This is a genomic window from Arthrobacter sp. U41 (genome assembly GCF_007679325.1).
Classification (GTDB): Bacteria; Actinomycetota; Actinomycetes; order Actinomycetales; family Micrococcaceae; genus Arthrobacter.
The window spans coordinates 974,345-998,073 of record NZ_VEGI01000001.1; the positions used below are offsets into that span (position 1 = coordinate 974,345).

General features: G+C 69.2%; 22 protein-coding genes. 8 read left to right on the forward strand and 14 right to left on the reverse strand.

Annotation, left to right across the window (positions count from 1 at the left end; genetic code table 11):
* Window positions 1-7: 7 nt before the first annotated feature.
* Together FS787_RS04410 and FS787_RS04415 are read right to left on the reverse strand one after the other, a co-directional pair.
* On the reverse strand, window positions 8-3,358 hold the full coding sequence (locus FS787_RS04410; protein ID WP_144671948.1) for an ATP-dependent DNA helicase: 3,351 nt from the start codon (window positions 3,356-3,358) through the stop codon (window positions 8-10).
* A gap of 122 nt (window positions 3,359-3,480) precedes the next feature.
* Entirely contained in the window at window positions 3,481-3,897 is a 417-nt protein-coding gene (locus FS787_RS04415; RefSeq protein ID WP_144671064.1) for an MGMT family protein, read from the reverse strand.
* Window positions 3,898-4,037: 140 nt separating this feature from the next.
* Between FS787_RS04415 and FS787_RS04420 the strand changes: the two genes are divergently transcribed.
* The 4 genes from FS787_RS04420 to FS787_RS04435 all read left to right on the forward strand — a co-directional run bounded on the left by FS787_RS04420 (window position 4,038) and on the right by FS787_RS04435 (window position 7,852).
* Window positions 4,038-4,748, forward strand: coding sequence for a 3'-5' exonuclease (locus FS787_RS04420; protein WP_144671065.1), 711 nt, complete (start codon window positions 4,038-4,040; stop codon window positions 4,746-4,748).
* A gap of 355 nt (window positions 4,749-5,103) precedes the next feature.
* Entirely contained in the window at window positions 5,104-6,180 is a 1,077-nt protein-coding gene (locus FS787_RS04425; protein WP_144671066.1) for a methionine ABC transporter ATP-binding protein, read from the forward strand.
* Window positions 6,177-6,848, forward strand: a complete 672-nt coding sequence (locus FS787_RS04430; RefSeq protein WP_144671067.1) for a methionine ABC transporter permease — start codon at window positions 6,177-6,179, stop codon at window positions 6,846-6,848. The genes FS787_RS04425 and FS787_RS04430 overlap by 4 nt, the downstream gene beginning before the upstream one ends.
* A gap of 161 nt (window positions 6,849-7,009) precedes the next feature.
* Window positions 7,010-7,852 (forward strand): MetQ/NlpA family ABC transporter substrate-binding protein, encoded by an 843-nt coding sequence (locus tag FS787_RS04435; RefSeq protein WP_144671068.1) that lies wholly within the window; start codon window positions 7,010-7,012, stop codon window positions 7,850-7,852.
* Between the two features lie 110 nt (window positions 7,853-7,962).
* Here FS787_RS04435 and hemL read toward each other — a convergent pair whose 3' ends face one another.
* From hemL to hemE, 10 genes are all read right to left on the reverse strand, one after another.
* Entirely contained in the window at window positions 7,963-9,294 is a 1,332-nt protein-coding gene (hemL, locus tag FS787_RS04440; RefSeq protein WP_144671069.1) for a glutamate-1-semialdehyde 2,1-aminomutase, read from the reverse strand.
* A 79-nt stretch (window positions 9,295-9,373) separates the two neighbouring features.
* Window positions 9,374-10,489, reverse strand: a complete 1,116-nt coding sequence (locus FS787_RS04445) for an LLM class flavin-dependent oxidoreductase (protein WP_144671070.1) — start codon at window positions 10,487-10,489, stop codon at window positions 9,374-9,376.
* Complete coding sequence (gene hemB, locus FS787_RS04450; protein ID WP_144671071.1) at window positions 10,486-11,469, reverse strand: porphobilinogen synthase; 984 nt, start codon at window positions 11,467-11,469, stop codon at window positions 10,486-10,488. Before hemB ends, FS787_RS04445 begins: the two co-directional genes overlap by 4 nt.
* Entirely contained in the window at window positions 11,466-12,404 is a 939-nt protein-coding gene (locus FS787_RS04455) for a uroporphyrinogen-III synthase (RefSeq protein ID WP_144671950.1), read from the reverse strand. The genes hemB and FS787_RS04455 overlap by 4 nt, the downstream gene beginning before the upstream one ends.
* A 140-nt stretch (window positions 12,405-12,544) precedes the next feature.
* Window positions 12,545-13,543, reverse strand: a complete 999-nt coding sequence (gene hemC, locus FS787_RS04460) for a hydroxymethylbilane synthase (RefSeq protein WP_144671072.1) — start codon at window positions 13,541-13,543, stop codon at window positions 12,545-12,547.
* Window positions 13,540-14,814 (reverse strand): ferrochelatase, encoded by a 1,275-nt coding sequence (locus FS787_RS04465; RefSeq protein ID WP_144671073.1) that lies wholly within the window; start codon window positions 14,812-14,814, stop codon window positions 13,540-13,542. The genes hemC and FS787_RS04465 overlap by 4 nt, the downstream gene beginning before the upstream one ends.
* Complete coding sequence (gene hemQ, locus FS787_RS04470) at window positions 14,811-15,524, reverse strand: hydrogen peroxide-dependent heme synthase (RefSeq protein WP_144671074.1); 714 nt, start codon at window positions 15,522-15,524, stop codon at window positions 14,811-14,813. Before hemQ ends, FS787_RS04465 begins: the two co-directional genes overlap by 4 nt.
* Before the next feature lie 142 nt (window positions 15,525-15,666).
* Window positions 15,667-16,428, reverse strand: coding sequence for a hypothetical protein (locus FS787_RS04475; RefSeq protein WP_144671075.1), 762 nt, complete (start codon window positions 16,426-16,428; stop codon window positions 15,667-15,669).
* Between the two features lie 123 nt (window positions 16,429-16,551).
* Window positions 16,552-18,054 (reverse strand): protoporphyrinogen oxidase, encoded by a 1,503-nt coding sequence (gene hemG / locus FS787_RS04480; protein WP_144671076.1) that lies wholly within the window; start codon window positions 18,052-18,054, stop codon window positions 16,552-16,554.
* 4 nt (window positions 18,055-18,058) lie between these two features.
* Window positions 18,059-19,156, reverse strand: coding sequence for a uroporphyrinogen decarboxylase (hemE, locus tag FS787_RS04485; protein WP_144671077.1), 1,098 nt, complete (start codon window positions 19,154-19,156; stop codon window positions 18,059-18,061).
* A gap of 204 nt (window positions 19,157-19,360) precedes the next feature.
* Between hemE and FS787_RS04490 the strand changes: the two genes are divergently transcribed.
* The gene (locus tag FS787_RS04490; RefSeq protein ID WP_144671078.1) at window positions 19,361-20,707 is read left to right on the forward strand and encodes a glutamyl-tRNA reductase; all 1,347 of its coding nucleotides are present in this window, start codon (window positions 19,361-19,363) and stop codon (window positions 20,705-20,707) included.
* A 43-nt stretch (window positions 20,708-20,750) separates the two neighbouring features.
* On the opposite strand, the gene moeB is transcribed toward FS787_RS04490, so the two are convergent.
* Complete coding sequence (gene moeB / locus FS787_RS04495; protein WP_144671079.1) at window positions 20,751-21,962, reverse strand: molybdopterin-synthase adenylyltransferase MoeB; 1,212 nt, start codon at window positions 21,960-21,962, stop codon at window positions 20,751-20,753.
* Between the two features lie 84 nt (window positions 21,963-22,046).
* On the opposite strand from moeB, the gene FS787_RS04500 reads away from it, so the two are divergent.
* The 3 genes from FS787_RS04500 to FS787_RS04510 all read left to right on the forward strand — a co-directional run bounded on the left by FS787_RS04500 (window position 22,047) and on the right by FS787_RS04510 (window position 23,368).
* A complete protein-coding gene (locus FS787_RS04500) occupies window positions 22,047-22,712 on the forward strand; it encodes a TetR/AcrR family transcriptional regulator (RefSeq protein ID WP_144671080.1) in 666 nt (221 codons plus the stop codon).
* 61 nt (window positions 22,713-22,773) lie between these two features.
* Window positions 22,774-22,998 (forward strand): DUF3107 domain-containing protein, encoded by a 225-nt coding sequence (locus tag FS787_RS04505; protein ID WP_144671081.1) that lies wholly within the window; start codon window positions 22,774-22,776, stop codon window positions 22,996-22,998.
* A 67-nt stretch (window positions 22,999-23,065) separates the two neighbouring features.
* Entirely contained in the window at window positions 23,066-23,368 is a 303-nt protein-coding gene (locus FS787_RS04510; protein WP_144671082.1) for a hypothetical protein, read from the forward strand.
* On the opposite strand, the gene FS787_RS04515 is transcribed toward FS787_RS04510, so the two are convergent.
* Window positions 23,365-23,700, reverse strand: coding sequence for a 4a-hydroxytetrahydrobiopterin dehydratase (locus FS787_RS04515; protein ID WP_144671083.1), 336 nt, complete (start codon window positions 23,698-23,700; stop codon window positions 23,365-23,367). The genes FS787_RS04510 and FS787_RS04515 overlap by 4 nt on opposite strands.
* Window positions 23,701-23,729: the final 29 nt, after the last annotated feature.

Genomic DNA, 23,729 nt, shown 5'->3' on the forward strand with positions numbered 1-23,729 from the left:
TCGGCGCTCATTCGGTGACCTGCTTTCCCCGCACGCACAGCGGACAGACTTCCGGCAGGCGGCAGCCGTGGCCGCCGTGGCCTCCCTTGGACGGATCGTGCCGGGCCTCGAAGGTGTTCCCGGACATAACCCTGGCGGCGTCCCCTACCATGCCCAGGGCCCAGTTCTCCGCCGGGTCCAGCGGCGGCTGGGCCTGGATGCCCGGGCTTTTGGTGGTGGTGCCGAGCTGGGCCAGGACGGCGCCGCCGGGCAGAGGGGGCGGCCCGTCGTCGGGCCCGGCGAAGCCGCCGGCCAGCACGGCCGCCTGGTAGGCGCCCAGCTGCGGGTGCCGGTCGAGATCGGCTTTGCCCGGCTGCCGCTTGCCGGTTTTGAGGTCCACGACGACGAGCCGGCCCTCGGCGTCGATCTCCAACCGGTCGACCTGGCCCCGGAGCACGGCCGGGCGGGCGGGCCAGGACCCGTTGTCGGAGTCAGGTGCGCTGTCAGCGCCGCTGTTTCCGGCCGGGACGACGTCGGGAAGTTTCACTTCGAAGTCCTGCTCGACGCCCACCAGGGACCGGCCCTCGCTGCGCATGACCAGCACGTACTGGGCGAGCTTCCGGACCATGGTCTCGGCGCGCTGGAAGTCCAGTTTGCCTTCCCAGTTGTCCTTCATCCCAAGCGCCGGCCAGCGGCGGACCAGCTCGGCCACGTATTCGGTTCCGGAGGCATCCGGCAGGTCCTGCGCGATGGCGTGGACCAGGGTGCCCAGGCTGCGGGCGAAGTCGGTGGCCGCCTCGCCGCCGGCGGTCTGGACAAACCAGTCCAGCGGAGACTTCTGCACGGTTTCCACTTTCGACGGCGAGACGTAGACGGTGCCGCCCGGGGGGACGACGGGGGCCTCGGTGGACAGCGGCGCGAGGCCCCACCAGCTCGCGGGATGCGCGCCGGGCACCGGCGGTTCGGCGGCGGCGAGGGCACCGAGCACATTACTGGCTTCCAGCGCTTCGGGGATTCCGGCGTCGAGCTGGGCGTACTGGCGCAGCTCGGCGACCAGTGCGCGCAGGGTGAGGGGACGCTCCACCGGAGTGAACCCGCGCCGGTCCTGGCCAGGGCCCAGCGGCGACACGTAGTCCAGGAACGAGGAGGGCTGTTCGTCCTCCGAGGACACGGCGGTGCAGATCAGCACCTGTTGTGCCCGTGACACCGCGGTGGAGAAGCTGCGCAGCTCGTCATAGCGGATTTCGCGCAGCCGGCTGAGGGGATCCAGCTGCAGTGCGTATTCCACACCGTGTTCAACGGCGTCGGCGTACAGTGTGCTGCCGAGCAGTTCGCCGCGGAGCCTCGTGTTGGGCCACACGCCTTCCTGCAGGCCGGGGACGATAACCACGGGCCACTCCCGGCCGGCGGCACTGGCCGGCGTCATGAGCTCCACGGCGTCCTCAAGCTGGGCCCGCGCGGCCAGGGTGTCCATCGGGAGTTCCTGGCTGAGGAGGTACTCGAGGAACTGTTCCGGCCCGGACCCGGGCAGCTGGTCGACGAAGCGCTCGGCGGTGTGGAAGAGGGCCATCATGGCATCGAGGTCCCGGTCCGCCCGGGCCCCGGCCGCTCCCCCGGCCAGCGCGGCCTCGGTCCACCGTGCGGCCAGGCCGGTGGAATTCCAGAGCGCCCACAGTACCGTTTCGGCGTTGCCGCCCGGGGCCCTGGCCGCGTCCCGGCCGGCGTGGATCATCCGGGCGATCCGGCGCGCGGAGCGCCCCTCGATGCCCAGGGTTGCCAGCGCGCCCGGTTCGAGCAGGGCTTCGACGAGGAGCACGTCACTGGTCCGGCCGCCGCCGCCCAGCAGTTCCTCCCGGCGCAGGGACTGGCGCAGGCGCCGCAGCTCGATCGCGGTGGCTCCGCCGATCCGCGAGGTCAGCAGCGTCACGGCGGCCTCGGGCGTCAGCACGTCAGGGTCCAGTGCCACGGCGTAGGCATCCAGCAGGGGCCGGACGGCGACCTCGTCTCGGACGGCGGATTCAGCCACGGGAATCCGGACCGGGATGCCCTGGCCGGCGAGGTAGCGCTGCAGCTGGCTGAGCTGGCTGCCGTTGCGCACGATCACGGCGATGTCACCGAGTTCGCGGCCGTCGTTGAGCTGCGCCTCCAGGATCCGCTGCGCCACGTAGCGCAGTTCGTGCACGGGCGACGGCAGCAGGTGCGCCTCCACGGTGCCTCCGCCGGCGCCGCCGTCGAAGGTGCCGCCGGCGGTGCTGTCGGAGGTGCTGTTGGCGGGGCCGGTGGTCCCGGACTCCGCAGGCAGCTGCGCAGGCTGTTGCGCAGCTTGCGGTGCAGCCGGCTGTTCGAGCCGCCGCGCGGACTGCCCGCCGGCGCGGCGGGAGATCCGTCCGGCCACGGAGAGCCAGGCGTCCGCGACGGCCGGCGTGTGGCGGTGCGCGGTCCAGAGCGGACGTTCGACGACGGCGCCGCCGGTGGGGGCAAGCAGCCGGGGAAGTTCGGCCACGAGGTCAGGACGGGCGCCGCGGAAACCCTGGACCACGGTATCCGGCGACGAAGTGATGAGGACATCCTTGCCCGCGGCGATGTCCGCGAGCAGCTCGAACACGGCGGGGTTGGCTTCCTGCATGTCGTCCACCAGCACCAGTTGGAGCCTGTCGCGTTCGGCGGCCAGGAAGTCCGGTTCGTCCTGGAAGATCTGCCGGGCCGCGGTGATGATGCCGGCCGGGTCAAAGGATTCGGGCATCCGCAGGTCCAGCACGTCGCGGTACTCCGCATACAGGGCTGCAGCGGCGACCCAGTCCGGCCGGTTGCAGCGGCGGGCGAGGACCACGAGGTCCCCGGCGGTCCGCCCGGATTCGATGATCCGGTCAAAGAGCTGGCGGACTTCCTGCCGGAAGCCGCGGGTCTGCAGGGCCGCGCCCAGGTCCTCCGGCCATGGCAGTTCAAGTCCGGGCTGTGTGTGCCCTTCGAGCAGCTCCTTGATGATCAGGTCCTGCTCCGGGCCGGACAGGAGTTTCGGCGGGCGCGGCAGCGGCAGGATGCCTTCGGCCTTGGCGCGCCGGATCAAGTCGAAGGCGTACGACGCCCAGGTGCGGGCCGGCGTCGTACTCAGGCTGCGGTCCAACCGTGCGGTGAAGCGGTCCCGGAGCGAGTCGGCGGCGAGTCGTCCGGGGGCGAGGATAAGCATGCGCTCCGGATCGAGCCCGTCGCGCTGCGCGCGCCGGACGGCGGCTTCCACCAGCACCGTCGATTTCCCGGTCCCGGGTGCTCCGGGGATCAGGACGGGCCCGGAGCCGTGCGGGACGTCGACGGCGGCGAGCTGGTCCGCCGACAACACGGGAGCGGCGCTGTGCAGCTTGCGGGGCGGCAGCAGCCGCAGCGCGGAACCGGAGGTTGCAGAGGTGCCAGGCCGGGCGGCACGCGGCCCGCCCTTTGCGGGCGAACTGGGTGTGGGCTGTGCTGGTATTACCGGGGCGGAGTCAGTGTTCTGGCTGGGGATGCTCACACAGTCATTTCATCATCGGGGGCCGACAGTTTATGCAAGGAGCGCTCCAGCCGCTCGGCAACGGCGTCGATGCGGTCGAACTCGCCGTCGCCCGGCGCCCAGCGGGCGGCCATCAGGTCCACGCGCCAGCGTCCCTCGCCGGTGCGGAGGAATTCCGTGTAACTTCCCAGCAACGGGGTTCCTTCCACCAGGTACAGGGCAAGGGCCTCGCGTTCGTGACCCGGGGGCGCGTCCCCGTTGGCCTTCAGGACCCGCCACCAAGGCACGGAGCTGCCGTGGTGGCTCATCACGGAACCGACCTGCCGGGCACCGCCGGATCCGAGGAGTTCAGCGACGTCGCCGTAGGCGACCGCCGAGCCTGCGGGGATCAGGGCCACCACCTCCAGGACCGCCTCCACATACTCCATCCGCATGACACAAGCCTAGCGTCCGCGGGTGCCGGGCAGCCCGTGCGCGGCCCGGTTGCGGCCGCAGCGGATGCGGGCGGGGTGGCACCGGTCCGGGTGCGGGGTGGCGGCGCATTAGCGTCGGTGGCAGCAGGTAGCGTTGAAGCATGAGCACCTGGAACACCCTCCCCCGCGCAGCCTTCGACCTTGAAACCACTGGCCGGAATTCCCGCGCCGCGCGGATCGTCACCGCGTCCATCACTGTCGTGGACTCCGACGGCGGGATCGTCAAGGAGCACGAATGGCTCGCCGATCCGGGGGTCGACATCCCGACGGAGGCCAGTGACATCCATGGCGTCACCACCGAGCGGGCCCGCAGCGAAGGCCGCCCCGCCGCAGAGGTGACAAGCGAGGTCGCCGCGGTTCTCCAGGAGCTTTTCGACACCGGCGTGCCGGTCATCGCCTTCAACGCCAGCTACGACTTCACCGTGCTCGCCGCCGAATCGGCCCGCTACGGCGTGCCGCAACTGAGCCGCTTCCCCGTGCTGGATCCGTACATCATGAACAAGCAGGTGGACCGCTACCGCAAGGGCAAGCGCACCCTCACGGCCCTGTGCGAGGAATACGGCGTGGACCTGGACAACGCCCACACCTCGGCGGCGGACGCCCTGGCCACCCTGCGTATGCTGGACGCCATGGCCGGGAAGTTCCCCAAGCTGCGGATGCCGGCCAGCCATCTGCACCAGCTCCAGATCGAATGGGCTTCCGCCCAGGCCACTGATTTCCAGAGCTACCTGCGCAAGACCAAACCCGCCGCCGTGATTGAAGGTGACTGGCCGGTCCTGCCGCCCGAGGACGCGAGCCGCGGGGACTTCTAGCGGAGACTTCCAGCGAAGGGTTCCAACGGGGACTGCCGCCGCGACGAGCGCAGCCCCGGCGCCGTTCCCGGCCTGGCCCCTGCTGCCGCACACGGGGTTGGGATAGAAATCACAGTCCGCCCGGGGACCGCCCTGACCCGGAACTACCCGCAGGGATTCCGCGTACCGAAGAAGCACGGTCGCGCCGCCCGGGCGGTCGGAGAATAATCCGAATTTTCAGCAGCGCTTATCCCTTTGTGACGAACTAAATGCGCAAGTGGATGCTAAAAGGCGCCCCTGAGATAATTTACTTCAGAAACTGGCATGTGTTATGCCGCGCCCAACCCCAACCCCAACCCCAACCGCCAAGGGATAGATGATCACAGTTACCGACCTTCGCAAGGTCTACCAGCAGGGCAAGAAGGAAGTGGTAGCCCTCGACGGCGTCACTCTTTCGGTTCCAAAAGGCTCCATTCACGGCATCATCGGCCATTCCGGTGCCGGCAAGTCGACGCTGGTGCGCTGCCTGACCCTGCTGGACCGCCCCACCTCCGGCTCCGTCAGCATCGACGGAACGGAGCTCAGCTCCGTCAAGGACTCGGAGATCCGTGCGGCGCGGCGGCGCATCGGCATGGTCTTCCAGCACGCGAACCTGATGGACTCCCGGACCGCGGCCGGCAACGTTGCGCATCCCCTGGAACTCGTGAAAACCCCGAAGGACAAAATCCGGACCCGGGTCGCCGAGCTCCTGAAGCTCGTGGGACTCGAGGGGTTTGAGAATGCCTACCCGTCGCAGCTTTCCGGCGGCCAGCGCCAGCGTGTCGGCATCGCCCGTGCCCTGGCCTCCGACCCGGACGTGCTGCTGTGCGACGAGCCCACCTCCGCCCTGGACCCGGCCACCACGGACGAGATCCTGGACCTGATCCAGGACCTCACCAAGCGCCTGCAGCTCACCGTGCTGATCATCACGCACGAGATGAACGTCGTGAAGCGTGTCTGCGAATCCGTGTCGCTGCTCTCCCGCGGCCGCATCGTCGAACACGGCGCCCTGCGGGACGTGGCCGCCGACCTGGACAGCAAACTTGCCCGGGCGCTCCTGCCGCTACCCTCCTCCGAGCCGCTGCCCGGTGCCCTGCAGCGCGGGCCGGTGCTGGAAATCCTCTTCTCCGGCGCCAGCGCCAAGGAACCCGTCCTCACCGGCGTCGCCCGGCATTTCGACATCGACATCAATGTCCTGGCCGGCAGCGTCGAGACCCTCGGCGGCGAGCAATTCGGACACCTCCGCGTTCAGCTGGCGGAAAACGCCGACGTCGACGCCGTGCTGGCGTACCTGCACGAGCGCGGCATCGCCGCGAAGCCGGCGGCCTCCGCCGCAGCTCCGGTCCCCGTCGCGGCCGGTTCCCCCCTTCCAGCCTCTGTCCTCGCCAGCGGGGAACAGGGAGGTAACTCATGAACGACATCTTCAGCAATCCCGTCCTGGCCAAAGCCCTGCCCGAAGCGATTATCGAAACACTGCAGATGGTGGGGATATCGTCCTTCTTCACCGTGCTGATCGGCCTGCCGCTGGGCGTGTTCCTCCATGTCTCCGCCCCGGGCGGGCTGCGTCCGATGCCGGTCACCAACCGCATCCTCAGCGACGTGATCGTCAACATCACCCGTTCGATCCCGTTCGCCATCCTGATGGTGGCGCTCATTCCGTTGGCCCGTGCCTTGACCGGCACCAGCCTTGGCCCGGTCGCGGCCTCGGTGTCTCTCTCGATCGGCACCATCCCGTTCTTCGCCCGGCTAGTGGAAAACTGCCTGCGCGATGTGCACCACGGCAAGATTGATGCCGCCCAGGTGATGGGGTCCACCAAAATGCAGGTCATCAACAAAGTGATGCTGCGCGAATCCCTTCCCGCCCTCGTCGCGGCCGCCACCACCACGGTGGTCACCCTCGTGGGCTACTCGGCGATGGCGGGCCTGGTGGGCGGCGGCGGCCTCGGCAAGCTCGCCTACAACTACGGCTTCCAGCGCTTCGACGTCACGGTCATGCTCGTCACCATCGTGCTGATCATTGTCCTGGTCCAGGTCATCCAGCTGGTCGGCGAGCGGATCTCCCGCGGCCTCGACCACCGCTGACACTCCCGGTTCCAGCGGCCACTGACACCGGCTGTCCGGCCCGATCCCGGCCGGACTGCCGAGACTGCTCCACCACCCTGCAGCGGGTAGCCGCCCTCTGCATCTGCGCGGATCACGGCGCCGACGTCGTGACTCCAGCTATTTCGAAAGGAACGCATCCAATGCGTAAGTCACTCACCCTCCTGGCCACCGGCATTGTCACTGCCCTGGCGCTGACGGCTTGCGGTGGTTCGTCCACCCCCAGCGCACAGGTCACTGCCCTGGATCCGGCCAATCCCGCAACACTCACGGTCGGCGCCAGCCCCGTGCCGCAGGCCAAAATCCTCGAGTTCATCAACCAGGACCTCGCCCCGAAGGCCGGACTCAAACTGGACATCAAGGAAATCGAGGACTACCAGACGCCCAACACGGCGCTGAGCGACGGCTCCCTTGACGCCAACTACTACCAGCACCTGCCCTGGTTCGAGGACCAGGTCAAGACCAAGGGCTACACGTTCGGCCACGGCGAGGGCGTGCACATCGAGCCCTACGCGGCGTTCTCCGAGAAGGTCACGGACATCCAGGACATCCAGGACGGCGCCAAGGTTGCCATCACGAATGACCCGTCCAACCAGGTCCGCGCCCTCAAGGTCCTCCAGGTGGCCGGGCTGGTCAAGGACATCCAGGACGACTCCTCGGTGCTGACGCTGACTGACGAGCAGAACCCGAAGAAGCTAAAGTTCTCCGAGAACCAGCCGGAACTGCTGATCAACGACCTGAAGGACCCCTCGGTGGACCTGGCCCTGATCAACGGCAACTTCATCCTCAAGGCCGGCCTGAGCACCAAGGACGCCCTCGCCGTGGAGTCCGTGGAGAACAACCCCTACGCGAACTTCCTGGCGTGGCGCGAGGACTCCAAGGATGACGTCCGCATCAAGAAGCTCGACGAGCTCCTGCACTCCCCCGAGGTCAAGGCCTTCATCGAGAAGGAATGGCCCAATGGTGACGTGACCGTGGCGTTCTAGTCCCGGTCGATTGACTGCCTAACTACTCAGGGCACCCGCCGCGGCGGGTGCCCTGAGTAGTTAAACGACGACGCCGGAACGGGCGTCTGTGTCTTCTGCCGCCTCGGCAGCTAGGCCGTCGCGGCGGCCGCGGCCTTGGCGGCGGCAGGCAGGGCGTCGAAGATCCGGTTCATGGCCGCGTCGTCGTGGGCGGCGGACAGGAACCAGGCTTCGAAGACCGACGGTGGCAGGTAAACCCCGGAGTCCAGCATGGAGTGGAAGAACGGCGCGTAGCGGAAGACTTCCTGGGCCTGGGCGTCGTCGTAGTTGTGCACGCCGCGGGCCGAGGTGCCGAAGGCCACGGAGAACAGGTTCCCGGCACGCTGGATGGAGTGGTCCACCCCGGCCGCATCCAGTGCCGACGACAGGGCCGCGGAGAGCTCCAGCGAGCGGGCATCCACGAACGAATAGACCTCGGGGGTGGCGTGGGTCAGGGTCGCGACGCCGGCGGCCATCGCCACCGGGTTGCCGGACAACGTGCCGGCCTGGTAGACGGGGCCCAGCGGAGCGAGGTAGTCCATCACCTCCGCGCGGCCGGCGAGGGCCGCCGTCGGCATGCCGCCGCCAATAACCTTGCCGAAGGTCAGCAGGTCCGGTGCCCACGGCTCGGCCGCGCCTGCAGCGCCGCCGGTGAGGCCCCAGTAGCCGGCGTAGCCCGTCCGGAAACCCGTGAGGACCTCGTCAAGGATCAGCAGTGCGCCGTGCTCCCGGGTGATGCGGGACAGGCCCGCATTGAAGCCTTCGCCCGGGGTGACAACACCCATGTTGGCCGGGGCCGCCTCGGTGATGACGGCGGCGATATTCGCACCGTGCTTGGCGAAGGCAGCCTCAACGGCCGCGAGGTCGTTGTAGGGCAGAACGAGGGTTTCGGCGGCGGTGGCAGCAGTGACGCCGGCCGAGCCCGGCAGCGCCAGGGTGGCCAGTCCGGAGCCCGCTGCGGCGAGGAGCCCGTCCAGGTGGCCGTGGTAGCAGCCGGCAAACTTGATGATGAGGTTCCGGCCGGTGAAGCCGCGGGCCAGCCGGACTGCGGTCATGGTTGCCTCGGTGCCGGTGGAGACCATCCGGACGCGTTCTGCCGCGGGGACGCGTTCCTGGACAATTGCCGCGAGGTTCGCCTCATCCGGGGTGGATGCCCCGAAGGACAGCCCGCGGTCGACGGCGGCGTGGACCGCGGCAAGGACCGCGGGGTGCGCATGTCCCAGCAGCGCCGGACCCCAGGAGCAGACCAGGTCCACATACTCGGCGCCGTCGGCGTCGGTCAGGTACGGGCCTTTGGCGGACACCATAAAACGCGGGGTCCCGCCGACGGAGCCGAACGCGCGGACCGGGGAGTTGACGCCGCCCGGCATCAGCTGGCGGGCGCGGTCGAAGAGTTCCTCGTTGCGAGGATGGCTGGAAGTCATGGTTCCTATTCTCTCAGGTTCAGTTCAGGCAGGTTCAGTACAGGCCAGTTCAGTGCAGGCCACTTCAGTTCTGTTCGGTTCAGGCCGGTTCAGCGGTGGAGCCCGCGGCCAGCAGGCTGGCCACCCGGGGCGCCACCACCGTGCCGAACAGCTCGATCGAGCGCATCATCGCCTTGTGCGGCAGGGTGCCGTTGCTGTATTTGAGGTCGAATCGGTCTACCCCCAGGTTCTGTTTGAGCAGGAGGATCTTCTGCGCCACTGTTTCCGGCGATCCGACGTAGAGGGCTCCTTCGGGGGTGCACATGGCGTCGAATTCGCCCCTGCTGCCCGGGCCCCAGCCGCGTTCCGCTCCCAGCCTGTTCCGAAGGGCCAGCCAGTGCGGGAAGAACTCCTCGCGCGCCTCCTCATCCGTCTCCGCAATGTGGCCGGGCGAATGTGTGGCCATCTGCTGCATGGGGTGGCCGTACTTGGCCATGGCTTCGCCGTAGAGGTTCGCCAGCGGGGCGAACGACCGCGGCTGGCCGCCGATGATGGCGAAGATGATCGGGTAGCCGTATTCGGCGCAGCGCAACACGGACTCGGGAGTGCCGCCGACGCCGATCCAGGCGGGCAGCAGGTGGTGCTCCAGAGGCGGATAGACGCTCAGCCCGTTGATGGCCGGGCGCGTGCGCCCTTCCCAGCGGATGGGCTGCTGGGCGCGGGCCTTGTCGAAGAGTTCCAGTTTCTCCTCGAACAGGACCTCGTAGTCTGCCAGGTCGAGGCCGAACAGCGGGAAGGACTCGATGAAGGAGCCGCGGCCCAGCATGACCTCGGCGCGGCCATTGGAGATGGCGTCGACGGTGGAGAACCGCTGGAACACCCGGATGGGGTCATCGGAACTCAGGACCGTGACGGCCGAGCCAAGCCGGATGCGTTTGGTCCGGGCGGCCGCGGCGGCGAGGAACACCTCAGGTGCCGAGACGGCGTAGTCCTGGCGGTGGTGCTCCCCCACGCCAAAGGCGTGAAGTCCGACGTCGTCCGCCAGTTCCGCCTGCTCCAGCAGCTGGCGCAGCACCTGGGCGTGCGGGACGGGGTGCCCGTCGGGGAAGACGCCGACGTCGCCGAACGTGTTCAGTCCCAGCAGGATCCGCCCCGGGCCCACGGGAGCTGTGGGGTTCGCGCCGGATGCCGGGTCAGGGGCTGTTGCAGCGCTCATCGGGATTCCTTCAGCCAGCCGGCGAGTTCGCTGGCCCAGTAGGTCAGGACCATGTTGGCCCCGGCCCGTTTGATGCCCAGCACGGATTCGGTGATTGCGGCCCGGCGGTCGATCCAGCCGTTGCCTGCGGCGGCTTCGATCATCGAGTACTCACCGGAGATCTGATACGCGGCGACCGGCACGGGGCTCATGGCGGCGACGTCGGCCAGGATATCGAGGTAGCTCATGGCGGGTTTCACCATGACCATGTCGGCGCCCTCCTCGAGGTCCAGCTCCACTTCGAGGATGGCTTCCCGGCGGTTCGCCGCGTCCATCTGGTAGGTACGGCGGTCGCCTGTGAGCTGGGAGTCGACGGCCTCGCGGAAGGGGCCATAGAACGCGGAGGCGTATTTCGCGGCGTAGGCAAGGACGGCGGTGTTGGCGTGGCCGGCTTCCTCGAGGGCCTGCCGGATCACGGCAATCTGGCCGTCCATCATCCCTGACGGGCCGAGCACGTGGGCGCCGGCCTCGGCCTGGGCCACGGCCATCTGACCGTAGATCTCCAGTGTGGCGTCATTGTCCACGTAGCCGTTGGCGTCCAGGACGCCGCAGTGCCCGTGGTCGGTGAATTCATCGAGGCAGACGTCGCTCATGATCACCAGCTCGTCCCCGACCTCGGCGCGGACGTCGCGGATGGCCTTGTTCAGCACACCGTCCGGATCCAGCGAGGCAGTGCCGGCGGCGTCACGGACGGCGGGGATTCCAAAGAGCATGATGCCGCCGACGCCGAGCTGCACGGCGTCGGCGGCGGCGCGCTTCAGCGTGTCCGTGGTGTGCTGTTGCACGCCGGGCATCGAGGCGATGGGATGCGGCTCGGTCAGGCCCTCGCGGATAAACGCGGGCAGGATGAGTTCCGAGGCCGACAGGCGGTGTTCGGCCGTCAGCCGGCGCATGGCCGGGGTGGTGCGTAGCCGGCGGGGGCGGTGGGTCGGGAAGCTCATATGGTGTCCTTTGCTGGGGGCCCGGCGACGGGCTGGGTGGGTGGCGAGGGCTGACTGGCCAAGGCCCGGATGACGGCGTCCACCAAGCCGGAGGCGGTGGGTTCCTCGGCGGTGGAGGCGACGCTGAGGCCGAGTGATTGCGCCTCGGCGGCGGTCGACCGTCCGATGGCGACGAAGCGGCAGCCGCCCAGCGGGGCGAGGTCTGCGTGGATGCGCCGGGCTGCACTCGGGGAAGCGGCGACGACGGCGTCCAGCCGGCCCGCTCCGATTTCGGTCTTGGCCTGGTCCGGCGTGAGAACGGCGGCTGTGTTGTCCCGCTGCGCTGAGCTGTCCCGCTGCGCTGCGTTGCCCCCATGGGCTGGGGATCCCTGCTGGGTTGCCGGGTGGCAGGCGGCGAGGCTGCGGCCCGGGTCGGCCGGATAATCCACGGTACGGTAGGCGGTCACGGCCTGGACGAAGGCGCCCCGGGCCTCCAGCCCGCGGCGCAGCCGGGGGTCGGCGATGTCTGCCTGCGGCAGGAAGACGCTGCCCTGGTGCTCGGGCCAGATGTCGATAAGACCCGCGCCGGACTGCTGTCCGGTGGGGGCCAGATCGACGGCGACTCCGCGTGATTCCAGGAAACGGCGGGTCGCGGGTCCGATCGTGGCGACGAGGAGGCTGCCGGGAAGCCAGCGGCTGAGGGTGGTGCCCCGCTCGGCGGCTTTGGCCTCCAGCGCCTGCACTGTGGTCACGCTGCTGACCACCAGCCAGGCGTAGGCACCGGCGCCGAGGGCGTCGAAGGCCACATCCAGGGAGTGCTGGTCGCTGGCGAGTTCGAAATCGATGAGCGGCAGCAGCAGGGGTTCGGCGCCGACGTCGCGCAGGGCTGTGACCAGCTCCCCCGCGCGGTCCGGGCTACGGGCCACCAGGACCCGGGCGCCGGCCGGCGCCGTCATACCGCGCTGCCCGGCCTGGTCGCCGCGGACAGGATCGTTGCGATCTTCGACGGTGCGGGCACTGTCGCTGCGGTCGCTGTCGTTTCGGGCCTCAAAGTTTCGGGCGCTGTGCCGTCCCATGAACTGATGTTTTCCGCGGTTCAGGAAGCGGCCAGGTCCGCGATGTCGGCGGCGCCCCGGGCCAGCAGGACTTCGGCGAGCTCGATCCCCAGCAGGGTTGCCCCCACTTCGGTGAGTCCGTCCGTGGCCTTCTTGTCCCGGAGGGTGGCTGTTCCGTCGACGGCGCAGACCACGGCTTCGAGGTGCAGCAGGCTGCCGCGGCGGTAGGCGTAGGCGCCCACCGGGGCGGCGCAGCCGGCCTCCAGCCGGGCCAGGAGCGCCCGCTCCGCGGTGACGGCGAGCCGGGTGTCGGGATCGTCGAGGGCGGCGAGGGCCTGCGCCAGCACACCCTGTGAGCCTTCGGTGGATCCCGCCTTGCGCGGCGCATCGGCGGATCGGCACTCGATCGCGAGTGAACCCTGTCCGGCGGCGGGCAGCATAACGTCGGTTTCCAGGTACTCGCTGACGGCGTCGAGCCGGCCGATCCGGTGCAGCCCGGCAGCGGCGAGCACAACGGCGTCGAGATCGCAGCTCTTGCCCTCCACCACGGCGTCGGTGGTGTTGCCCGGCAGTCCGGGGACACGGCCAAGCCGGGTGTCCACGTTGCCGCGGATGTCCCGGATGTCCAGGTCCGGACGGGCGGCCCGCAGCTGGGCTGCGCGCCGCGGGGAACCTGTGCCCACCGTTGCGCCGTCGGGCAGGTCGGCTAGCTTGAGACCGTCGCGGGCGCACAGCACATCCCGCACGTCGACGCGTTTGGGCGTCGCGGCGAGTGTCAGTCCAAGCGCCGGACCGGTGGGCAGGTCCTTGAGTGAGTGCACGGCGACGTCGCACACGTCCTGCAGCAGGGCATCGCGCAGGGCCGCGACGAAGACGCCGGTGCCGCCCATTTGGGACAGCGAACCGGTGAGGACGTCGCCGTCGGTGCGGATGTGGACCAGCTCGACCGGGAACCCGCCGACGGCGGCCAGCTGGTCGGCGGTCTGCTGGGTCTGGGTCAGCGCCAGTTTGCTGGCGCGGGTTCCGATCCGGACGGTCACGGTACGTCCTGGCCTGCCGCCGGTGCGGAGGAGCCGGCAACGGCCGCCGTGTAGGGATCGTGGCCCGTCCCAACAGTCGTGTCGGCTCCGGCGATGGTGGGCTTTTCGCCGCGGAAGTTGGCGCAGCATCCCGGGCGGCAGACGTCGTACCAAGGGCCGAGTCCGGTCAGGTGCGGCCGGTCGGCGATGTTGTTGGCGGCGGTCCGCTCGCAGATCAGGTCCACGATGCCGCCGACGAACTTCCGGTGCGTCCCGGGTGTGGGGACCCGGCTCGCCGCGAGGCCCAGGTTGGCGCAGGTTTCCAGGGCCTCGGTGTCGAGGTCCCAGACAACCTCCATGTGGTCACTGACGAAGCCGAGCGGCACAATCACAACGCCCTTGACGCCCTGGCCTGCGAGTTCCTCGATGGCGTCGTTGATGTCCGGTTCCAGCCACGGCACGTGCGGGGCGCCGGAGCGGGACTGGTACACCAGCGACCAGGGGGCAGTGTCGCCGGTCTCGGCCTCCACCCGCCGGATGACCTCGGTGCCGGTGGCAAGGTGCTGGGCGACGTAGGCGGAGTCTTCCGTGAACTGGCGGGGTTCGCCCTCGGAGCGGCCCGCCGCCTCGGCGTCCCGGGTGGGGATGGAGTGCGTGGCGAACAGGATGTGCACAGGAGCGTCGGCGGTGCCGTCCGCAGCCAGCTTGGCGCGGACCTCGGCGAGGCCGGCGGCGGTGCCTTCGACGAACGGCTCCACGAAGCCGGGGTGGTCGAAGTACTGGCGGACCTTGTCGACTTCGAGCTTTCCGTCCAGGCCGGTCTCGGTCAGCGCGATGCCGATGTCCTCGCGGTACTGGCGGCAGCTGGAGTAGCAGGAGTAGGCACTGGTGGTGATCATCAGGACCTTGCGGTGCCCGGCGTCGTAGATGTCCTGAAGGGTCTGCGGGATGTACGGGGCCCAGTTGCGGTTGCCCCAGAACACCGGCAGCACGATCCCGCGGGCGGCGAGCTCGGCCTCGATGCCGGCTTTGAGTTCCCGGTTCTGCTGGTTGATCGGGCTGATGCCGCCGTTGGCGCGGTAGTGGTGCGAAACTTCCTCGAGCCGTTCGTCCGGGATCCCGCGGCCCCGGGTGACGTTGCGCAGGAACGGAATAACGTCGTCCTGGCCCTCGGGCCCGCCGAACGAGGCAAGGAGCACCGCGTCATAGTCCTTGGGGGCCATCCGGCCGGCTTCGGTCACCTCGTTGACAGCAGTAACGGTGGCACTTTCCTGGGGATCGAGCGGGCTCATGACAGGACCTCTGCAATCTCGGCGGCGCTCACACGGCGGCCGGTATAGAACGGGATTTCCTCGCGGACGTGGTGGCGGGCCTCGGTGGCACGCAGGTGGCGCATCAGGTCCACGAGGTCCACAAGCTCGGGCGCTTCCAGGCCGAGGATCCATTCCCAGTCGCCGAGGGCGAACGAGGACACCGTGTTGGAGATGACCTGGGGGAAATCCCGCCCCAGGAGTCCGTGGTCGCGCAGCATCGCGCCGCGCTCGGCGTCGGGCAGCAGGTACCACTCGTAGGAGCGCACGAAGGGGTAGACGCAAAGCCACTCCGCCGGTTCGACGCCGCGGGAGAAAGCCGGAGTGTGGTTCTTGGCGAACTCGGCCTCCCGGTGCACGCCCATGGCGGACCACGCGATGTCGGTGCCGGTAAAAAGTTCGCTGCGGCGGATGTCCCGGACGGCCCGTTGGAGGGCCTCGGGCTGCGGGCCGTGCAGCCAGACCATGATGTCCGCATCCGCCCGCATCGCAGAAACGTCGTAGCTGCCGCGGTGGATCACGCCGGCGTCGGCCAGCCGCGCAATGAGGGCGTCGTACTCTACGGCGGCGTCACCGCTGCGAAGGACCTCGGACGAGCGCTTGAAAACCGTCCAAAGCGTGAAGAACTGCTCGGCTGATTCTTCGCTCGCTGATTCGGTTTTAGTGACAGTTTCGGCAGAAGTGTGGCTCATGGATACCAGTCTGCCCCTTCCCTTTGGCTAAGTCGAAACAAAGCACTTCTACAGCGTGTAGAAGTGCTTCATCTCACATCAATCCACCTTAATGTGATGTTGGGCTCAGGAGCCAGCCCGCCGGCCAGGGATTTTCCGCCGCTCAGATGCGGCGCATCCGCAGGACCACGGCACCGGCGATGAAGGACAGTGCCACGAGTCCGATCCCCAGGCCCAGCAAAGGGGAACGTCCGCCGGGCTGGCGCGTTGAGGTGGCCTCCATCGACGTGCTGCCGGAGCGGGGGTCAGCCGACGACGTCGCGGGGCCACCCGTAGCTGTCGGCGACGCGGCGGCGCTCGACGACGTTGCGGGGGCGGTGTTCGACGGCGCTGAGCCGGCCGGCGCTTCGGTGGCGGGCACTTCACCGGCCGGCGTTTCAGCTGCCGGCACTTCAGCGACGGGCACTTCAGCGACGGGGGCCGACGTCGCGGGCTGCGCCGGCGGCTGGCTGGTCGTGGGCACCGCGGGCTGGGAGGCCGCAGGCGTGGTGGGCTGCGGAACCGCAGGTGCCGCTGGCGTGGTGGGCTGCGGAGTGAGCGTCGGAGAGGGAGCGGGAGAGTGCCTCGGCGGGCGGCTCGGCTCCGGCTCGTCAGGGCCCTCCGTGGGCGAGGGCTGCGGGGAGGACGGCGAGGGCGTGGGGTCCTCCGAGTGGTTGAGCAGGCCATCCAGGACGCCGTCGAGGTCAATGGACAGCAGGTCCGAACCGGCAGGAACCGAGGCGGAGACGCCCGTAGCAGCGTGTGCGGCAGGCGCGCCTGCGGAGAGTGCCAGTACCACTCCAAGCGCTGCAGCTGCCGTGCCGCGCCGGAGTCCCCCATGGTGACCGGCCTGCGTTTTCTGGACGTGGGACCTGTGCGTAACCATGGTCATCGAGCGTAGCCGCCCGAAGAGACTGGGAAAAATTTGCTGTTCCCCCGGTTTCCGGGTATCCGGCGCCCCTGAATGGCGCCTGCGTCCGGGCACCCCACACCGGTCACCCCGCGCCGGTCAGGACAGCAGCTGCCGGACCTGGTTCGGCGTGTCAGCAACGATCGCCGCGAGCCCGTTGCCGGACAGCCAGCCGCCCACCAGGGACAGGGTGCCGTCCGCCGCGCAGATGCTCCGGACCTCCGCCACACGGCCCCTGTGGCCAAGGGAAGCGAAGGGCAGGGCGCCGCCCCAGCGCACGACGTCCCAGTCCACGACGTCGCCGGCCGTGACCGGAACGGACAGCAGGGTGGAGGCATCCTCCAGGGCAGCGTCGAACAACTCCGCGTCGGTGCGCGGCTCCGGGTGTGCCTGGGCGCCGTGCCGGGCGTCACCGCGCCCGTAGGACAGCCGGACAACGTGGGTGCCGGGGCCGGCCTGATCGGCGAGCCAGCCCCATTTTGCGGTGGCATGGGTGAGGGCCTTGGCCTGGATACCCGGGCTCTGCGGCGCCACCAGGACCCCGGTGCCCCGCGGCCTGGCGTCGAGCCGGGGCAGATCCACCACCAGCGTGACCAGGCTGACATCGGGCCCTGGCTCGGGACGCCGGCTGGCAAGGTCCGGCAGTGCGTCCGTGAGCAGCCCGACGGCGGCCGGGCCTTCCACAGCGACCACCAGCAGCCCGGCGTCGTGCGCCGCGCCGCCGGCGGAGACCCGCCAGCCGTCCGCGGTGCGCGCCACGGCGTCGGCCCGCGTCCCGCCGAGCAGTGTCACGCCTTCGCTGCGCAGCTCGGCGACCAGCGCGGAGATGAGAGTGTGCATCCCGCCGCGCAGTCCTGCGACGGCGGACCCCGCCTTCTGCAGCCCGGCGGACGGCGCAGGGGGCAGGGCGCCTGTGTTGAGTTGGGTCCCATTGCCTTGGGTCCCATTGCGTTGGGCGGCGACGGCGGCAGCGAGGTACCCGCGGGCCCTGACCCCGGCACGGAGGCCCGGTGCCACCATGTCGACGTCGAGCACGTCCGGGTCCGCGGAGTGGACACCGCCAACGACGGGTGCCACGAGCCGTTCCAGCACGCGCCGCCCCATCCGGGCACGGACCAGCGCCGAGACGCTGGTGGTCCCCGCCTTGGTGCCCAGCGAGGCGGGCAGCAGCTTGTCGAACGAGGCCCGGAGCGAACCCGCCAGGCCGAGGGAGCGGCGGACTTCCGGGTCCCAGGGGTTGGCCGGGATGCCGAGAACCCCGGTGCGGGGCAGCTCCCGCGGGCCGTCGGGCAACTGGACCCAGGCGCCGCCGGGGTTCGGCGCGACGATGCTGTCCGCGAGGCCCAGTTCGGCGGCGAGGTCCGCCACGGCGGAGGACCGGGTGGCGAAGGATTCGGCGCCGCTGTCCAGGGTCAGGCCCGCCACCACATGGCTGCCGACGCAGCCGCCCCACACACCGGAGGCCTCCAGGACCGTGGTCCGGACGCCGGCGCGGGCCAGCGTCCGTGCTGCGAGCAGCCCGGAGATGCCGCCGCCCACCACAACGGCTGTCTGCGCTGTTTCGACCGGCGTCCCGGGTTCAGCGGCCCCGGCTGCCTCCATGGCGCTACTCCGGGGAGATCGAGTGGATAAGTTCGACGACGCGCGTCAGCACGTCGGGGTCGGTGTCCGGCGGCACCCCGTGGCCGAGGTTCAACACGTGTCCCGGAGCCGAAGCGCCGGCGGCGATGACGTCGCGGACGTGCGCTTCGAGGACCTCCCACGGCGCAGGCAGCAGGGCCGGGTCGATGTTGCCCTGCAGCGGGACCGTGCCGCCCAGCCGGCGGTTGGCTTCGTCCAGCGGCAGCCGGTAGTCCACTCCGACGACGTCGACGCCGACATCGCGCATGGCGACCAGAAGTTCCGAGGTGCCGGTGCCGAAGTGGATCAGCGGGGCGCCGAGGTGCCGGACGTGGTCCAGGGCGCGGGTTGAGGCCGGCGCGACAAAGCGCTGGTAGTCGGCGAGGCCCAGGGAGCCCGCCCAGGAGTCGAAGAGCTGGCCGGCGGAGGCGCCGGCTTCCAGCTGGGCGCGGAGGAACAGGCCGGATGCGTCCGCGGCCCAGTTCGCCAGGGCGGTCCAGGTCTCGGGATCGGCGTGCATCATGGTGCGCGGGCCGAGGTGGTCGCGGGACGGCTTTCCTTCCACCATGTACGCCGCGAGTGTGAACGGCGCGCCGGCGAAGCCGATCAGCGGGGTGCTGCCGAGCTGGGCCACAGTGAGCCGGACGGCTTCGCGGATCGGTTCGAGGGCTTCCCAGGTGAGCTGGGGCAGGGCGGCGACGTCGGCAGCGGTGCGCACCGGCTTGTCCAGCACGGGACCGACCCCGGGGACGATGTCCACGCCGACTCCGGCCAGCTTGAGCGGGATGACGATGTCGGAGAAAAAGATGGCGGCATCGACGTCGTGGCGGCGGACCGGCTGCAGGGTGATCTCGGAGGCGAGCTCGGGCCGCAGGCAGGAATCCAGCATCGCGACCCCCTCGCGCACTTTGAGGTATTCGGGCAGCGAACGTCCGGCCTGGCGCATGAACCAGACGGGACGGCGGGACGGCTTGCCGCCGCGGTAGGCGGTGATCAGCGGGGAATCCGCGGTGCGGCCGTCCATCAGCGGGTGCCCGGCGTCGAGGCCGGAGATTTCGGGGGTTGCCGCGGTGCTAGGAGTCATGCCTTCGATTGTGCCGAAAATCGGCCCCAAAAGATAACGACAGCCTGTCACCGTCCCCGTCACGGCCACGGGCCGCGACCCGGAGCGCGACCCCGCTGCGCCGGGGCGACGCTGGAGCGGTGGCGGGAATCACACCCCGGCGTGGGCGGTTACACGCCGGGCAGTTGTTCTACGCAGGTACGAAAAAGCTATGATTGTCCTGCTGTGGTTCTTTTTTCTCTGGTGGCGACCCACGCCGACATCGACCTCGAGACCGTTGCTCAACTGAGCACCGGCGCTTCAGAGCTCGCCACATCCGCCCTCGCCGGATCGCCGGCCGTGGCGGGTGCCATTGTGCTTGCCACCTGCAACCGCTTCGAAATCTACGGCGAAGCGCACCGCACCGAAGATGTGGACAACGCCCGGGCGGCCCTCATCGCCCAGCTGAGCGGCTCCACCGGGCTCAACGAACAACTCGTCGCTCGGTCCTTCAATACGCACACGGGTGCGGACGTCACCCGGCACCTCTTCTCGGTCAGCTCCGGGCTTGACTCCGCCGTCGTCGGAGAACGCGAGATCGCCGGCCAGGTGCGCCGGGCCCTGATTACGGCCCAGCACGAGGGTACGGCCAGCTCCGGCCTGGTCCGGCTGTTCCAGGCGGCGTCCAAAACTGCCAAGGACGTCGGCGCCCAGACTGCCCTTGGCGCGCGCGGCCTGTCCGTTGTGTCGGTGGCCCTGGATCTCGCCACCGAGCTCTCCGAGGACCCCGACTGGTCCGCCAAGAAGGTCGTCGTCTTCGGCACCGGCGCCTACGCCGGCGCCACCATGTCGTTGCTGCGCGAACGCGGCTGCACGGACGTCTCTGTCTATTCCTCCTCCGGCCGCGCCGCCGGATTCGTCGCCACCCGCGGCGGAACCGCGCTGGACGGCGAAACGCTCCCAGCCGCCGTCGCCGCCGCCGATGTCATGATCGGCTGCAGCGGTGCAGACACCCGCGTCGAGGCCGCGGAACTGGCCAGGGTCCGGGCGGGCTCGCTCCAGCCGCTGATTGCCATCGACCTGGCGCTCACCCACGATTTTGATCCTGCCGTCGGCGGACTCGACGGCGTCGAACTGCTCACGCTTGAATCCGTCCGCCTGGCCGCCCCGCAGGAACAAGCCGAATCGCTGGCCCAGGCCAACAGCATTGTGGCCGGCGCGGCCAGCGCCTTCGAACAGGACCGCGAGTCCCGCTCGGTGGACTCGGCCATCGTCGCCCTCCGCCGGCACACCATGAACGTACTGGACACGGAAATGGAAAAGGTCCGGGCCCGCCACGGCTGCACCGCCGCGGCCGAGGAAGTAGAGTTCGCGCTCCGCCGGATGGTCAAGCAGCTCCTGCACGTCCCCACGGTCCGGGCCCGTGAGCTCGCGGCCAACGGCCAGCAGGAAGACTACGTCGCCGCCCTGGAAGCGTTGTACGGCATCACGGTCGAACAGCCCGCAGAGCGTGCCTCCGGCGCCGGGTGCCCGGTAGTCCACGATGCCGGTGTCCACGATGCCGGGGATGACACCCGCCGGCACTCAGCCTAAGCAGCTCGCCGCTCCCCCGCCCGGCCCCAGGTCAGGCCAACGGTCAGTAGACCGGTTTGTCCGGCTCCACATCCCGCACCCAGGCCAGGATTCCGCCTTCAAGGTGGCTGACGCGCTCATAGCCCGCAGCCCGGGCGGCGGCAAGGACGGCCGCGGACCGGGTCCCGGCCTTGCAGTGGAACACGATGTCCGTGTCCTGCGGGAGTTCGTGCCAGGCGTCGCCGGCGAGGATCCGGCCCTGCGGGATCAAGACGGCCCCGTCGATCCGGACGATCTCGTACTCCCCTGTTTCCCGCACATCGACCAGGTGGAAGTCCTTGAGTCCGGCAGTGCGGGAGGCCAGCATCGTGGCCAGCTGCGTTGCCGTCACCGTATGTTCCGTGCCAGCGTCCGCGGCCGGGGTGATGCCGCAGAATGCCTCATAGTCGGTCAGTTCCGTGATCCGCTCCGCCTCGGGGTCCCGGGAGACCTTGATTTCGCGCCAGGTCCCGCCGAGTGCGTCAAACAGTGCCACCCGGCCCAGCAGGGACCGCCCGACGCCGGTGATCAGCTTGACGGCCTCCGTCACCATCAGTGAGCCCACGGCAGCGCACAGCATCCCGAACACGCCGCCTTCCCCGCAGGACGGCACGGAACCCGCGGGCGGTGCCTCAGGGTAGAGGTCGCGGTACGTGGGTCCGTATTGTTCCCAGAAGACGCTGACCTGCCCGTCGAACCGGAAGATCGAGCCCCAGACGTAGGGCTTGCCGAGGATCGCGGCGGCGTCGTTTACAAGGTACCGCGTGGCGAAGTTGTCGGCGCCGTCAAGGATGAGGTCGTAGCCGGCGAACAGTTCCAGGGCGTTGCCGGCGTCAAGGCGGACGTTGTGCAGCCGGACTTCCACCAGGGGGTTCAGTGCGGCAATGGCGTCACGGGCGGACTCGATCTTGGGCCGGCCCACATCCGCGACGCCGTGGATCACCTGGCGCTGGAGATTGCTCAGGTCCACGGTGTCGTCGTCGATGATTCCCAGGGTGCCGACTCCGGCCGCGGCCAGATACAACAGCGCGGGAGAGCCGAGGCCGCCGGCGCCGATCACCAGGACCTTGGCGTTTTTCAGGCGGCGCTGCCCGATTGCCCCGATTTCCGGAATGATGAGGTGCCGGGAGTAGCGTTCAACTTCTGCCGGGCTCAGGCCGTCCGCGGGCTCCACCAGCGGTCCGGGCGCCGTCTGCGGGGTTGCGGGGGCTGCGGTGGGGGTGAACTTGGAAGCCATACTTCAATCTATGCCCGAAGATACCGCCAGGTCATATTACCGCCACGTAAAGTGGACGTAACAGCAAGGGAAAGAAGGCCGACAGTGGTTCATGAGGCACCGGTTGAGCGGAGTCACGCAGGAAAGTCGCCGGACGCGCCGGCACGAAGCGGACAGCGATCGGCGCGGCTGCCCCGTGATGAACGCCGGGCGCAGCTTCTCGCGGCCGCCCAGGAAGTCTTTGTTGCCAACGGCTACCACGGTGCCGCGATGGACGAAATCGCCGAAACCGCCCACGTGAGCAAGCCCGTGCTCTACCAGCACTTCCCGTCCAAACGCGACTTGTACCTGGCGCTGCTGGACAGCCAGCTCAGCAAGCTCACCGCGCTCCTGCTGGGGGCCCTCAACTCCACCACGGACAACGACGAACGCGTCCAGGCGGTCATGCGAGCCTACTTCCGCTTCATCGCCAGCGACGACCAGGCCCACCGCCTGGTGTTCGAGTCGGACCTCGTCAACGACCCCCACGTCAGCGCCCGGCTGGAAACGTTCAACAAAACCTTCGCCGACGCCGTTGCCCGGGTCATCGCCGAGGACACTAAGCTCCCCGAGCTGGAGTCCCAGCTGCTGGGCCGCGGACTCGCCGGACTGGCGCATGTCAGCGCCCGCTACTGGCTGGAAACTGACGGCAATCTTGACCTCGATGTGGCCAGCGATCTGATCTACCGTTTAGCTTGGCGCGGAATCTCACGCTTCCCCAAGGAAACCTAGACTACAAATAGAGATGACGCTTTGATATTTGTTGGACTTTGATTGGCTGGGAGGCCTCGCTGTGGAAGTAAAGATCGGCATTCAGAACATCGGCCGCGAAATCGTGCTTGAGTCGGCCCAGGACGCCGATGCCGTGGCCAAGGTGGTCGGTGAGGCCATTTCCAAGGGCACCGAGCTGCGCCTGACGGACGAAAAGGGCCGCCAGATCATCATTCCCGCGAACGTGCTGGGTTACGTTGAAATCGGCGCCGAAGAGGTACGCCGCGTCGGTTTCGGCGCCCTCTAAGGCCACCGGCCGCCCGCAGGGCAGCGTCGCCGTTGACCCCGTCCCCAGATCCGCAAGGAGTCCGAAAATGCTTTCCCTAATTGTGGTTGCCCTGGTGACCGTGGCCGCGGGCTTTGTGGTCTGGGCCAACGACAAGAGGCACGCCAAGTACGGCATCGCGGTCCCCGCAGGGGTATCGCTCGCTGCCGGGATGGTGAGCTGGATGATTTTCGTCGCCGCCGGCCTGGGCTACCAGCCCGGGCTGACCTGGATTCCGTGGGTGCTGCCCATGGTCCTCGGCGCGGCTGCCGCGATGGCGGCCGTGCTGTACCTGGGCAAAACCCGCGCCGCGCGCGACACTGCCCGGCTCACCTCCATCCTGCGCTACTAGCCCTCGGCTAAGCCGGGCTCGGCGGTCGCGCCGAGCCCGGCGGCCGCCGCACCGGCGGCCGTTGCGGCAGCGACATCCCGCCGGGTGACTTTGTCCCCGGCGTCGTGGGAGCTGTAGCGAAGGAACACTCTTCTGTAGCGCCAGTCCAGATCCGGGTGGTGGTTCTGTTCTTCGGCCAGTCTCCCGACGGCGGCGATCAGATCCAGCGCCGCGGCCGACGTCCGCGCTTTGTAGACCGTGACAAGACCGCCTCGCCGGTATCTCCAGTCCGGCAGCTCCGCCAGGGCAGAGTCGATCTGGCTGTCGTTGAGGACGTCCCCGGTGGCCGTCATGGCAGGCTCCCTTTGCTCATTCGGACAGG

Bases quoted from the DNA above. Each gene is read 5' to 3' on its own strand.
- FS787_RS04510 (WP_144671082.1), top strand. From the start codon at position 23,066: ATGCTTTCCCTAATTGTGGTTGCCCTGGTGACCGTGGCCGCGGGCTTT.
- hemG (WP_144671076.1), bottom strand. From the start codon at position 18,054: ATGGAGGCAGCCGGGGCCGCTGAACCCGGGACGCCGGTCGAAACAGCG.
- moeB (WP_144671079.1), bottom strand. From the start codon at position 21,962: ATGGCTTCCAAGTTCACCCCCACCGCAGCCCCCGCAACCCCGCAGACG.
- FS787_RS04430 (WP_144671067.1), top strand. From the start codon at position 6,177: ATGAACGACATCTTCAGCAATCCCGTCCTGGCCAAAGCCCTGCCCGAA.
- FS787_RS04425 (WP_144671066.1), top strand. From the start codon at position 5,104: ATGATCACAGTTACCGACCTTCGCAAGGTCTACCAGCAGGGCAAGAAG.
- hemQ (WP_144671074.1), bottom strand. From the start codon at position 15,524: ATGAGCCACACTTCTGCCGAAACTGTCACTAAAACCGAATCAGCGAGC.
- FS787_RS04420 (WP_144671065.1), top strand. From the start codon at position 4,038: ATGAGCACCTGGAACACCCTCCCCCGCGCAGCCTTCGACCTTGAAACC.
- hemL (WP_144671069.1), bottom strand. From the start codon at position 9,294: ATGACTTCCAGCCATCCTCGCAACGAGGAACTCTTCGACCGCGCCCGC.
- FS787_RS04465 (WP_144671073.1), bottom strand. From the start codon at position 14,814: ATGAGCCCGCTCGATCCCCAGGAAAGTGCCACCGTTACTGCTGTCAAC.
- FS787_RS04475 (WP_144671075.1), bottom strand. From the start codon at position 16,428: ATGGTTACGCACAGGTCCCACGTCCAGAAAACGCAGGCCGGTCACCAT.
- FS787_RS04415 (WP_144671064.1), bottom strand. From the start codon at position 3,897: ATGCGGATGGAGTATGTGGAGGCGGTCCTGGAGGTGGTGGCCCTGATC.
- FS787_RS04515 (WP_144671083.1), bottom strand. From the start codon at position 23,700: ATGACGGCCACCGGGGACGTCCTCAACGACAGCCAGATCGACTCTGCC.
- FS787_RS04435 (WP_144671068.1), top strand. From the start codon at position 7,010: ATGCGTAAGTCACTCACCCTCCTGGCCACCGGCATTGTCACTGCCCTG.
- FS787_RS04445 (WP_144671070.1), bottom strand. From the start codon at position 10,489: ATGAGCGCTGCAACAGCCCCTGACCCGGCATCCGGCGCGAACCCCACA.
- hemB (WP_144671071.1), bottom strand. From the start codon at position 11,469: ATGAGCTTCCCGACCCACCGCCCCCGCCGGCTACGCACCACCCCGGCC.
- hemE (WP_144671077.1), bottom strand. From the start codon at position 19,156: ATGACTCCTAGCACCGCGGCAACCCCCGAAATCTCCGGCCTCGACGCC.
- FS787_RS04455 (WP_144671950.1), bottom strand. From the start codon at position 12,404: ATGACGGCGCCGGCCGGCGCCCGGGTCCTGGTGGCCCGTAGCCCGGAC.